12 protein-coding genes are annotated in these 13,066 nt (G+C 33.9%); 4 read left to right on the top strand and 8 right to left on the bottom strand.

Annotated features, from left to right (window positions below; genetic code table 11):
• Positions 1-73: 73 nt before the first annotated feature.
• Positions 74-1,237, bottom strand: coding sequence for an AIR synthase related protein (locus VB264_RS20285; protein WP_323252392.1), 1,164 nt, complete (start codon positions 1,235-1,237; stop codon positions 74-76).
• A 342-nt stretch (positions 1,238-1,579) separates the two neighbouring features.
• Between VB264_RS20285 and VB264_RS20290 the strand changes: the two genes are divergently transcribed.
• A complete protein-coding gene (locus VB264_RS20290; RefSeq protein ID WP_309921971.1) occupies positions 1,580-2,101 on the top strand; it encodes an HNH endonuclease in 522 nt (173 codons plus the stop codon).
• A 51-nt stretch (positions 2,102-2,152) separates the two neighbouring features.
• Here VB264_RS20290 and VB264_RS20295 read toward each other — a convergent pair whose 3' ends face one another.
• From VB264_RS20295 to rpmH, 7 genes are all read right to left on the bottom strand, one after another.
• Complete coding sequence (locus VB264_RS20295) at positions 2,153-4,645, bottom strand: TIR domain-containing protein (RefSeq protein WP_323252435.1); 2,493 nt, start codon at positions 4,643-4,645, stop codon at positions 2,153-2,155.
• Complete coding sequence (locus tag VB264_RS20300) at positions 4,646-5,377, bottom strand: leucine-rich repeat protein (protein WP_323252396.1); 732 nt, start codon at positions 5,375-5,377, stop codon at positions 4,646-4,648.
• 190 nt (positions 5,378-5,567) lie between these two features.
• Complete coding sequence (locus VB264_RS20305; RefSeq protein ID WP_323252398.1) at positions 5,568-6,107, bottom strand: DUF2480 family protein; 540 nt, start codon at positions 6,105-6,107, stop codon at positions 5,568-5,570.
• Positions 6,108-6,132: 25 nt separating this feature from the next.
• Entirely contained in the window at positions 6,133-6,816 is a 684-nt protein-coding gene (gene tsaB, locus VB264_RS20310) for a tRNA (adenosine(37)-N6)-threonylcarbamoyltransferase complex dimerization subunit type 1 TsaB (protein WP_309921962.1), read from the bottom strand.
• Between the two features lie 130 nt (positions 6,817-6,946).
• The gene (locus VB264_RS20315; RefSeq protein ID WP_323252401.1) at positions 6,947-8,611 is read right to left on the bottom strand and encodes a S41 family peptidase; all 1,665 of its coding nucleotides are present in this window, start codon (positions 8,609-8,611) and stop codon (positions 6,947-6,949) included.
• A 136-nt stretch (positions 8,612-8,747) separates the two neighbouring features.
• Positions 8,748-9,215 carry a ribonuclease P protein component gene (gene rnpA, locus VB264_RS20320; protein WP_323252403.1) on the bottom strand — a complete coding sequence of 156 codons (468 nt, stop codon included), beginning with the start codon at positions 9,213-9,215 and terminating at the stop codon, positions 8,748-8,750.
• Between the two features lie 102 nt (positions 9,216-9,317).
• A complete protein-coding gene (gene rpmH, locus VB264_RS20325; protein ID WP_309921952.1) occupies positions 9,318-9,473 on the bottom strand; it encodes a 50S ribosomal protein L34 in 156 nt (51 codons plus the stop codon).
• A 204-nt stretch (positions 9,474-9,677) separates the two neighbouring features.
• Here rpmH and VB264_RS20330 point away from each other — a divergent pair, with 204 nt between their 5' ends.
• From VB264_RS20330 to VB264_RS20340, 3 genes are all read left to right on the top strand, one after another.
• A complete protein-coding gene (locus VB264_RS20330) occupies positions 9,678-11,120 on the top strand; it encodes a M61 family metallopeptidase (protein WP_323252405.1) in 1,443 nt (480 codons plus the stop codon).
• A gap of 101 nt (positions 11,121-11,221) precedes the next feature.
• On the top strand, positions 11,222-11,566 hold the full coding sequence (locus VB264_RS20335; RefSeq protein WP_323252407.1) for a HigA family addiction module antitoxin: 345 nt from the start codon (positions 11,222-11,224) through the stop codon (positions 11,564-11,566).
• A 162-nt stretch (positions 11,567-11,728) separates the two neighbouring features.
• The gene (locus VB264_RS20340) at positions 11,729-12,910 is read left to right on the top strand and encodes a M20 metallopeptidase family protein (RefSeq protein ID WP_323252409.1); all 1,182 of its coding nucleotides are present in this window, start codon (positions 11,729-11,731) and stop codon (positions 12,908-12,910) included.
• The last annotated feature ends 156 nt before the right edge of the window (positions 12,911-13,066 follow it).

The following is a 13,066-nucleotide window of genomic DNA, read 5'->3' on the forward strand; positions in this document are numbered from 1 at the left end:
TTCTATCATACTCTAAACGGTAACCGCAAGGATTACTGTTACGTTTTAAAAGGAATAATTGGTTTGGTTTGAATTAATAAACAAACTCTCCAAATTCAGACTGTATCGTTACTTGTTTACCTTCAAAGCCTTCTACCCTACCAATAATCTGAGCATCAATGCCAAATGATTTTGAAATATCAATTAAAGTCTGGGCGTATTGTGGGTTTATGTACACTTCTAGCCTATGCCCCATGTTGAAAACTTTATACATTTCTTTGAAATCTGTATTGCTTTCTTCCTGAATCATTTTAAACAATGGAGGCAAAGCAAAAAGATTATCTTTGATAATATGTACGTTATTCACAAAATGTAGCACCTTTGTTTGGGCTCCACCCGAACAATGTACCATACCATGTATTACAGGTCTTAATTCGTTCAATATCGCCTTTACAACGGGTGCATAAGTACGAGTAGGTGAAAGGATTAATTGACCTACGTTCAATGGTGCTCCTGCTACTTCATCAGTCAGGCGCTTTGAGCCACTGTAAACCAAATCTTTGGGTACAGCAGGGTCAAAGCTTTCAGCATACAAATCTGCTAAATAATGACCAAGCACATCATGACGTGCAGAAGTTAAGCCATTAGAACCCATTCCACCATTGTATGTTTTTTCGTATTTCGACTGTCCGTCAGAAGCCAATCCAACAATTACATCTCCTGCTTGAATAGTATGATTAGAAATCACGTCTGAACGTTTCATTCTAGCTATTACGGTAGAATCTACAATGATTGTTCTTACTAAATCGCCAACGTCTGCTGTTTCGCCACCAGTACTCCAAATCCCAATACCATTGTCTCTAAGCATTTCTAGTACTTCTTCAGTACCGTTGATGATTTCAGCAATTACCTCGCCTGGAATAAGGTTTTTATTACGACCAATCGTGCTTGATAGCAACATATTATCTGTTGCACCTACACAGATTAAATCATCTGTATTCATTACTACGGCATCTTGAGCAATGCCACGCCACACAGAAACATCACCTGTTTCTTTCCAATAAAGATAAGCCAATGATGATTTAGTACCTGCACCGTCGGCGTGCATAATATTGCAATAGGTGTCGTCGCCACCTAACATATCTGGAGAAATTTTACAAAATGCTTGCGGAAAAAGCCCTTTATCAAGTTTTTCGATGGCTTTATGTACGTCTTCTTTAGAGGCAGAAACACCTCTTTGCATGTAACGATCGGTCATTATGCGCTTTACTTTTTTCGTTTTATTAATCTATGCTACAAAGTTACGCTTATCTCAACAAAAAACTTCATTCAAAGCTTTACTAAAGGATATTTGCTATTAAAATTCTTGGTAAAGGGTATAATCAAGCTACTCTTTTCAGATTTTAATGCTATTATAAACTTCTGATTAACAAAAGATTAAGCGCAACAAAAAAGTGCAACAAGACGTTATTTTTTCAAAATTTATCAGTAATTTACCAAATCATTAATAACACCTCTTAAAAACGCATCAATCAGTAGTCTATTTACCAAAGCAATCACGAGTTCAAGTATATTCTTTCAACATTAAAATTTAAGGATTATGGGTCGGAAAGTTTTAGTTTTAAATCAAGATTATAGTGCTTTAACCGTTTGTTCGATTCCTAAAGCTTTTTTGTTGGTCTTCCTAAAAAAAGCCGATTTAATATCTGAATCTGCCACCGAACAATTAAGAAGTGTCTCTCAGTCTTTCCCCATGCCTTCGGTCATTCGTTTACATCGTTATGTGTATTTGCCTTATAAAGGTGTAATGTTATCAAGGCAGAATATTTTTAGGCGTGACGGCGGACAATGTCAATATTGCGGAACACCAGAAGATTTAACGTTAGACCATGTATTGCCCAAATCAAGAGGCGGAAGAACGTCATGGGACAACCTTGCTACGGCCTGTAAGCGATGCAATTCAAGAAAAGGAGATCTTACCCCAGAAGAAGCAGGAATGCCCTTAAAAACCAAACCTTATAAGCCTTCGTTTGTGATGTTTTTAAGAGATTTTGGTGGAAGTATAGAAGAAAGTTGGTTACCTTTCTTGGGAAAAAGAAAAGAGAAAGCTTTTGTTCAATAAAATAATAAGAGGTCGCTCATTGATGAGCGACCTCTTATTGGTTTATTGAATTTATTTATTATTATCTAACTTCCCTTCTACTAATCGTTCGTATAGCTCTTTTACTTGCTTACTTAATTCTTTTTGATCACTTTGCTCTAAAGAAATACGAATACCTTTTATTACTAATAACCAAGCTAAATCTTGATTGTTAAAATCGGCAACAGGTTTTGCGATATAAGGTAAAGCTGTATAATCGCCCAAATAGCTATCCCACTCACAGAAATTAAGCACAATCGGAATTATAGTTTTATTCAAATCAATTGCCTTTTTAATTTCATGTTTTCTAATATATTCTGTTCTAATAAAAGACATAGAACACATAAAGAATACAATGTCACTATCAGATAACTTTTGTTGAATTTCTTCATCCCATTTGCTACCAGCCTCCAACAATGTACAATACCAAGGATTTTCAATAATGCCATCGTCATGAAGAGGTACCAGAGCATCTCTAAAACGATTGACCATAGAAAGGTCATTTTTTGAATATGAAATAAATACTTTTTTTATGGAAGTCATTTTTTTATTAGTAAAAATTTCAAAAGGTTTTACTGCTATTCCAGCTGTTTTTTCAAATTCTGTTCTATCTGCTTTCAGTTGATGACTTATAATTCTGGTTTCTTTTGTATCATGTTTACCTAATTCATCATACTTTACAAAATATTTATCATCTCTTGATAGATACAAATCACATGGACGATAAGTTTCATTATTAAAAATAGATTGATACGAGTAATTATAAAATTTGAGAAAATCTTGTTCATTTTCAAATTCAATTTCACTCATATACTCACTTTTGATATTAATAATTAATTGAAAATCTGTCTTTTGTATAATGAAAGAATTATAAAGTAAAGGTTCAAAATCCCAATACATTGCCATAATACAATAAAATAGATACTTACTAATTTGCTCTTGTTCTTGCTCTCCAATACCTTCTTTAAAAGCTACCAACACTTTGATTTCTAATAATTCAAAATCAAGACGAATTAGTACTTTACATTTTTGTTCAAATGTAAAAAGTAATTGGTCTCGCCAAAACTTCTTACGGTCGGGTTGCCTACCAAAAAAACATATTAATTGATTGATTAATCCTATCGGCAAAAACTGAGTAAATTTTAGTGTAAAGAGTGGATTGCTTAAGCCAAAAGTAAATAAATCGTACTCTGTCTCATTACTTTTGACTAAAGGCAAAAAGTTAGGAATAATAAACTCCTCTACACCATTATCAGCAAACTGATGTCTAAAAATTACTTTTTGTTTTTCTAAAAGAGCTATAACCTTATAGTCTGTTCCATCAAATTGACTCGCTGGTACTTTTCCTTGGTACTGACTGATTAAACTTTCTTGTAAAATCTTAGTATGAACATATTCTACCAAACCAGCTGGATTGAGCCATACTAAACTTTCATCAATCTCAGGATAAAACAATACCAAACCTTGGTTATGGAATTGTTGAAGTTCAGCTCGTAAAGAATTTACAATCTCTTCGTTATCTTTTTTATTTGTTGGCTGATAGTATACTAACAAGTTTTCTACTGTTTCTGCTTGTACAGTTTGTTCATCAATGATATGTTGATAAAACTTAACATACCATTCTTTTTCCAACCTTTGCCTTTTCTTATCATTAATCAACGCATCAATTTCTGCTTTTAAATAGTCCAGAGCAGCTTTGTTTTTATCAGGGTTGTATTGCTCAGACAAAGAGATATAAAATGTATTCTGAATAGCTTTATCTTGATAATCAGCAATAAACAAAGGTGACTCATTGGCTTTTCCATAAGTTTGTATTAGCAGAAGAGGGTCTGTAACATTATTGTACTTAGAAAATTCAAGATGTTTTTTTTGTCCCAACCAATAATTTACTTTAAAATTCTGAGTAGCAAAACCTTTTGAATCTTTCAGAAGTATTTTATTATCGTTTTGATTTTTATTCCAGAGTAATAAATAGCCTGATCCGCTACTAAGGAAAGCACGATAAATACCATGATAATAATCTTGTCCTCCAAAATCATAAAATATAGCATCAGGATTACCTTCTTTTATTTTTGAGTGGTAAATCTCTATTTTCAGTAAATGTGTACTATATCCTTTATATTCAAGGTTTTGATTTTGCAAATAATGTAGCAAACTTGATTTCCCACTAGCATGATTTCCTAATAGTAATATTTTAGCGGGTAAAACTATAGTTATTTCTATTCCTTCTTCAGTATTTCTATCAATAATATTTTTAATAATTCCCCAATGGCTTAAATCATCCTTTAAAACTAGGTTATATTCTTTTTCAAGAGGGTTTCCTTCTATTCTTAATCCTGAAAGATTTACTAGAGTATCTAAGCCTTCTATTTTTAGAATTTCATTATCTGAAAGAGATAATTGTGAAAGATTTACTAGTTTATCTAAGCCTTCTATTTTGGTAATTTTATTACCTGAAAGAGATAATTGTGAAAGATTTACTAGTTTATCTAAGCCTTCTATTTTTGTAATTTCATTACCTGAAATCTATAATTGTGAAAGATTTATTAGTTTATCTAAGTCCTCTATTTTTGTAATTTTATTATCTGTAAGAGATAATATTGAAAGATTTGCTAGTCTATTCAAGCTTTCTATTTTGATAATTTGATTAGAATAAAGGTATAATTGTAAAAGATTTACTAGCCTATATAAGCCTTCTATTTTTGTAATTTGATTATAATAAAGGTGTAATTGTAAAAGATTTACTAGCCTATATAAGCCTTCTATTTTTGTAATTTGATTAGAATAAAGATATAATTGTGAAAGATTTACTAGAGTATCTAAGCCTTCTATTTTTGTAATTCTATTACCTGAAAAATCTAATTGTGAAAGGTTCACCAGTTTATCTAAGCCTTCTATTTTGATGATTCTATTACCTGAAAGAGATAATTGTGAAAGGTTTACTAGTCTACTTAATCCTTCTATTTTATTAATTTCATTACCAGCAAGCAATAACTGTGAAAGATTCATTACTCTATATAAGCCTTCTATTTTGGTAATTTTATTTTCTGAAAGGTCTAATTCTGAAAGATTTATTAGACTACCTAACCCTTCTATTTTTGTAATTAGATTTCCTGAAAGGCGTAAAACTTTCAACCAAATAAAATCAACTATCTCATCAGGTATTTTTGTTAGTTGTAAATAGGATAAATCTAGTTTGGTATCTTTAGTTTTTCTACATTCCTCAATGCGTTCTAGGGCTTCGGTAGGAGTTGGCATAGTTCGAATAGTTTTAATTTCTAATTTAAGAAATTAAATGATTGACTAAACAAGTATTACTTTATTCTTTTTACTCAATACACTTAGTAATTTTACTCAATAGATTGAGCAAAATCTTAGCACATCCTAAAACAAAAAAAATCCGCTCCCAAAGGAAGCGGATTGAATGAACAATTTATTTTAATAAATTCTATTCCTGATTCACCGAAACACTCTGTCTAACCATCGCCTTTTTATAAAGCGGCACTGTACTACAAGGTTCGCCAAACATTAATGATTGTACATAAGGTTTAAACAACCTCGTAATTTCTACATAAGCACTGGTTGGTACAGGTACTTTTGAACAACCCTTTATGACAACCTTTGCTCCACGAAATTCTTCTGGATTAATTTTAGCAAGGGCTTCGTAAAATAACTTGTCTTCTAAGGCCTTTAAGTCTCCAAAGACAATGCAATTCGCAAAGTCTTGTAGTTTCAAGGTCAATAGCATATAGGCCCAAGTAGGGATTACAGCATCTTCTGAACAGATAACTGCCACATTTTTGCCTTCATACTGTGACCAATCATGATTTTTAAGGAATTCTCTAAAGTCTTTTTCCTTTAAAATCATGCCCATAAAAAGATTATCTTTCAAGTCATACACTACTCTCTCTCCTTTGTGGTAAAGTTCCTCAAGGTCGAATGAGATTAGACCGCTACTTGCTACTTTATTGATAATGATATCTTCCATATCGCTTACGATTTAATGAATCGGTTTATATTTTCTTGGGCTGAGTCCCTACAAAATCTTTTAGATAGAAAGGTTCAAAGCTTACAACGTTTTCAAATAACGATTCTTCAAAAGATTTAGTTGCCAAATAGCCGATGCTTTTAGCAGAAGGAAGAATAGGTATTTCTAAAAATTTGGCATTATTATGCGAAATAGACTCTCGGCATTTGTCTGCTCCGTCGCCAAAGAAAACGATAGGTTGGGTATTAAGTAAATCAAGGAAAGAATATTCGTCGATAACCTTCGCTTCTGTTTCTAGAATACTGGTTAGGTTGGTCTTTACTATAGTGCAATACACTTCCATTCTTCTAGCATCAATCATCGGGCAAAGCAAATAATTGGCAGGAAAAAAATCTTTTACTTGATAAGCCATTGCCTCTAAAGTATTGATAGCAATCAGGGGCTTGTCTAATGCAAAACAAAAACCTTTGGCCGTTGAAACACCAATGCGTAATCCTGTATAAGAACCTGGACCTTTGGCCACAGCGATAGCGTCTAATTCATTTAAAGTAAAACCTGATTGCTTTACTACATTTTCGCAAAGGGTGGTTAACATTCCTGAATGAGACTTTTCAGTAAAAAGTTCGCTACAAGCCAATATTTTGCCATCTTGATGAACAGCAACCGAACATACTTTGGTGGAAGTATCAATGCTAAGAATTAATGCCATTTGGAATATTAATAATTAATTTCATACAAAATTACACTCAAGCTATGGCAAATAAAAATGGCGATAGATTTCTCTAACGCCATTCGTAATATTCTTGACTTTAATAAAGCTTTTTATGAAGCATTATCAATTAATTTCCTTTCAAAATTGATTGATAACGAGGCATATCAGTAAACAACTTCAAAGCTTCCTGAATTTCAGGGTCTTTGGCGAAAGATTGCTCACGCGTACCTCTTTGTAAATAATAATGCACTACGATTTCTTGTTCTAAAGCTGTTTTTATTTCGTCTTTAAACTTCATAATATCTGCTTCTTTGCTATGCGAAAGTTTATTTCTAAGCGACTTTAACTGTTCAGAGATATTCTCATAATAGCGTTCTCTTTTAGCAGATGCTTCCAATAAGTTAAGGTCTTTTTCAGCCTGAGTGGTATAATCAAAGTCTTGTGTAACTGCCCATTTTACAAAGTCATTGTATTCAGCATTTGTTAATTCAAAATCTTTCGCTGGTTTAATCGACGGATGTTCAAAATGATACTTAATGGCATAATCAAACAAAATATATCGATTCGATAAAGCCAACGTAACGGCAGCAGGATAAGGTCTATCCACTTCAATATCTGGCAAAATACCTCCACCATCATACACTACTCTACCACTTTTTACAGTTTTGAATGGTCTGCGTAACGAATCTGGCAATTTACCTACGCTACCATCTGGATTACGGTGACTATAGTCAATCGCTTGAATACAACGTCCACTTGGAATATAATACTTTGCCGTAGTTACTTTTAGTTTGGTATTATAAGTCAAATCACGGGTTATTTGAACAAGTCCTTTTCCATAACTGCGTTGTCCGATTAATACACCACGGTCATAATCTTGAATCACACCCGCAACGATTTCAGCAGCCGAAGCACTTCTTGAGTTTGTCAATACTGTTACTGGCATTTCAGTGTCTATCGCAGCATTCAACCCTACGTAAGTCTTATTCCAGTCTTCTACTTTACCTTTGGTTGAAACAATCTCAGATTCTTTTGGTAGAAAAATATTACAAATATCTACCGCCATATTCAAGAGTCCTCCTGGGTTCTCTCTTAAATCAAGGACTAACTTTTTCATACCCTTACCTTTTAGTTCGGTAAAAGCTGTACGTACTTCTTTAGACGCTGTACCTGTAAAATCTTTTAAATCGATATAGCCTACTTCATTATTAATCATGCCGTAGTAGGGTACGTTTTTCATTTTTACTACATCACGTACGATAGAAACTTCTTCTAATTTATCTGTGCCATAACGTTTTACAGTTATTCTTACGGCTGTGCCTGTTTGTCCTTTGATGAGCTTGCCAGCATCGTTAATTTTACGTGCTGCCAAATCTACGCCATCTACTTTTACAATTTCATCACCAATGCGCAATCCTGATTTTTCGGCGGGTGTACCTTCATCAATCAGCATAATTACAATTTTGCCATTTCTATTACCCGTTACGATACCAATACCGTTGTATTTGCCCGTAGTCATCGTCATGTAATCTTCGATTTCATCTTCGGCATAATACACAGTGTAAGGGTCAAACGATTTCAACATCGCATCAATAGAAGTCTTGATGGTTTTGTTCGGATTGATTTCATCTACATAATAACGATTCAATTCCTTGAAAAGCGTAGCATAAATGTCTAAGTTTTTGGCAATTTCAAAGAAACGCTCACCTGGTTCCGTAAATGATGCCAACGAAAAACCTATCACAGTAATCGCTGTGATTATTAATGACTTAGCAGACATTTTTATATTCATTTGTCAGAAAATTTTTAAAGAAAACAATTAAGGAAAGGATTCTTTATGTGCTTGTACAAAGAACCAAACGAAGAAGGTTGTGGAAGTATTTCATCAGACTTGGCGTAATTTGTTTAGCTTATTTGAAATACTGTCACTAAACCATTTTTTTGAAAATCGCTTTCATCGATTTTTCTATTTTGGGATAATCTTCTATCGTCTTTGCAATATACACAAAAGCAATATATGCTGGAATCTGTGAAGAAGGTTTTTCCAATAAAAGCTGTTTGTTCAAACGATAGGCTTCGCGCGTACGACGCTTGATGAGGTTTCTATCAACAGCATGTTTAAAATAGCGTTTTGAAACCGAAATTAAAATAGCGGGTAATGGCGATTCTGGATTTTCGGTGGAAGATGCTTCCAAAATCTCTTCACTTGTTTCCTCCTCCATCTGTTCTGGTATATAATTTTCAATCAATGCAGTATCAGCATTATTGAAAATATAAGAAACACGAAAAGGGTAGAGAAAAACCGAGTTGATTTTTTCACTACCCTTTCTATCAAAGAGCTTATCTATAACTTTCTTAGAACTGAGTCGTTCTGACTTTTTGAAAGTAAACTTCATGCTTTAATTTGGTAATTTGAAGATTTGCTGATTTGAAAATGTCATAAAACAAATGTCAAACCCTACTAATTTTCAAATTTTCAAATTGTTCACACTATAAGACTATTTACCTCTTTTCTCGTCAGAAACTGTCAATTTGTGTCTTCCTCTTGCACGACGAGCAGCCAAAGTACGGCGACCGTTTGGAGTTGACATTCTTTCACGGAATCCGTGCTTGTTCTTTCTTTTTCTTACAGAAGGTTGAAATGTTCTTTTCATGGCATTATATCTTTATAATTCTTATATTTCTAAAACAGGACTGCAAAGGTACAGAAGTTTTTTGAAGTTGCAAATTCTTTCTAAAAACTTTCTGCCACTAAGGTCATGATAATGAGTATCTTTGATAAAAATTATTGAAAGTTTAGATACAAATACTTATTGTGAAGGCTAATTTTATGTTACACTGAAAAGCTTTATCAAAATATGAATTATAAAATTTTTTCTCAAGAACCGCAAAGTCATCTGCTAAACATAGAAATGCTGATTGATAATATTCAATCAGAAACGATTGAAATTCAGTTGCCTGCATGGCGACCAGGGCGCTATGAATTACAGCATTTTGCTAAAAACATTCAGCGTTTTGAAATAGTTGATTTACAAGGCAACCTCCTTAGCTTTGGAAAAATCACTAAAGATAGATGGCGAGTTAATACTACTGACATTCAATCTATTAAGGTCTTTTTCACTTACTTTGCCAATGTGCAAAATGCTGGAAGTTCGTTTGTGGATGATAGTACGATGTACATCAATTTTGTAAACTGTTTGCCTTATGTAGAGGGCAGAATGAATGAAGCGTGTGAAGTAAGTATTTCTTTGCCAGATGATTATAAAATTGTATGTGGTTTGCCAAACAAGATAAACGAGCCTAATACTTTGTTGGCACAAGATTATTATCATTTGGTTGACTGTCCGTTATTGGCAAGTCCTTATTTACAACATCAAAGTTATCGAGTAGCAGATACAGATTTTTTTGTCTGGTTTTTAGGGAATTATATTCCAAACTGGGAAAAAATATTATCAGACTTTCAAAAATTTACAGAAAAGCAGATTGAAATAATGGGCGATTTTCCTGAAAAGGATTATCACTTTATGAATTGGATATTACCCACTTCATTTTATCATGGTGTAGAGCATCGCAATTCTACCATGATTGTGCTGGGGCCAGCCTCAGAAGGCGATGGACTTTATACAGATTTACTGGGAGTTAGTTCACATGAATTGTATCATGCTTGGAACATCTGTAAAATTCGTCCTATCGAAATGATGCCTTATGATTTTACCAAAGAAAATTATTTCTCTACAGGTTTTGTAGCGGAAGGAGTAACTACTTATTTTGGCGATTTATTCTTAGCTCAATCGGGTGTGTTTGATATAGAAGCCTATCTAAAAGAATTAGAGACTGTTATCAAACGTCATTTTGAGCAAGATGGACGAGCGTTTCAGTCGTTAACTGAATCTTCATTTGATTTGTGGTTAGATGGTTACGCACAGCCAATTCCTAACAGAAGAGTATCCATTTATCAAAAAGGAGCAGTTGTAGCCTTAATACTAGATTTGATGATTCGTTTGAAATTTGGTCACCGCCGTTCATTAGGCACTATTATGCAACTAATGTGGGAACGTTTTGGTAAAACTGGTGAGGGTTATTCCATAGAAGATTACCAAAAGGTATGTGAAGAAGTATATGCAGGTTCTTTAAAAAACTATTTTAAAGACTGTATCGAAGGTAATATTCCTTTAGAAGATTTAGCAAATGAGCTACTCCAAGCCTTTGGCATTAGTATGCAACGCAACCCTGACGGTAAAATTCATTTGGAATTGTTGGATTCAGAGAACGAAAACCTAAAGTTGTGGTTAAATTTGTAGCGATTTTTTAAAATACCTATCATTTTATAACTTAAAAGGTTATATTTTTGTTGTGATAATTGAATTTGATAACGATGATTTGTACTATCATCATTAACAAAATGAAAACTAGATTAGACCCTAATTACATTCCGCCTGTGGCAATGCACCCTGGCGAATTATTACGTAACGAAATCAAAGAAAGAGGGCTTAAACAAACGGAATTAGCCAATAAACTATCGATTAGCCAGCCTTTTTTGAATGGGTTATTGAGAGAAAAAAAGAAAATAAGTATTGAATTAGCTATCAAATTAGAAGAAGTATTGGGCATTGAAGCCGAACAATGGGTGAAGCTCCAGAGACTTTTCGATAAAATAGAAACAAGAAATAAAACAGAGCAGAGTCTTCAACATCTAAATATTTCATCTCAGAAAAGAGAAAGTATTTTAGTAGCGATGATGGCATAGTATATTTTAGTTATTTGTATATACGTATGGCTGATTATTTTGAAAGATATAAACAAATCTGATTATGGCAATGAAGAATTATTGCTATTAGATTTAAGAAGATTATAAAAGAAAACGCTCGTCTAAATTAAAAATTATTAGATGAGTTATTTTGACTAATAAATGAAAGATAAAATAAAACAATTAGCCCAAGCCAACGCCAGTGAGTTTGTGGCAAATCGCAGACATTTACATCAAAATCCTGAATTATCGTATCAGGAATTCAATACGCAAAAATATGTAGCAGCACGCTTAAAAGAAATTGGCATTATCCCAACTGAAATTGCGAACACAGGCTTAGTAGCAACGATTGAGGGAAATAATCCTTCTTCTAAAATCGTGGCTTTGCGTGCTGATATGGATGCTTTACCGATTGTTGAAGCGAATGATGTCCCTTATAAATCATTGAACGAAGGAGTAATGCACGCTTGCGGACATGATGTGCATACGGCGTCGTTGCTAGGGGTATCTAAAATTTTACATACACTTCGCAATGAGTTCGATGGAACGGTGAAATTAGTATTTCAACCTGCCGAAGAAAAAGCACCGGGTGGAGCGTCAGTAATGATTGCCGAAGGAGCATTGTTAAACCCTAGTCCAAGTAAAATGCTTGGTCAGCACGTTGCCCCTAATATTCCTGTAGGAAAAATTGGTTTCCGCGAAGGAATGTATATGGCTAGTGCTGATGAGCTGTACTTTACTGTAAAAGGCAAAGGCGGACACGGTGCAATGCCCGAATTGGGTATTGACCCTGTATTGATTACTTCACATATTATCGTGGCTTTACAGCAGATTATTAGCCGTAATAGAAATCCACGTTATCCTTCGGTGTTGACTTTTGGCAAGGTAATAGCCAATGGTGCTACCAACGTAATTCCGAATGAAGTATACGTAGAAGGTACTTTTCGTGCAATGGATGAAGAATGGCGTTCAGATGCGCTGGCTCGTATCAAGAAAATGGCAGAAGGCATTGCAGAATCTATGGGTGGAACTTGTGAAGTATTCATTCAGAAAGGATATCCATTCTTGAAGAATGAACCAGAATTGACTCGCAGAATGAAAGGTGCTGCGGTTGATTACATGGGCGAAGCCAACGTAATTGATTTAGATATTTGGTTGGCAGCAGAAGATTTTGCCTATTATACACACCATGTAGATTCGTGTTTTTATCGTTTAGGTACTCGTAATGAAGCCAAAGGAATAATTTCGGGTGTTCATACGCCTACTTTTGATATTGACGAAAGTGCTTTGGAAATCGGAGCAGGATTAATGTCGTGGTTAGCCGTTAGCGAATTGTCCATCTAATCATATGACTTTGTAGATATTGAAAACCTCTTGATTTGATAGTCAGGAGGTTTTATTTTTTCGTTCTTTTATCTATTTTCTCATAAATTTTCAAACAGAAAAAAGAAATTATCCATTATCCGTAGCATGAGTCATCCCGAATTTTAAAATCATAAA

It is taken from the genome of Arcicella aquatica (genome assembly GCF_034928825.1).
GTDB classification, from domain to species: Bacteria; Bacteroidota; Bacteroidia; order Cytophagales; family Spirosomataceae; genus Arcicella; species Arcicella aquatica.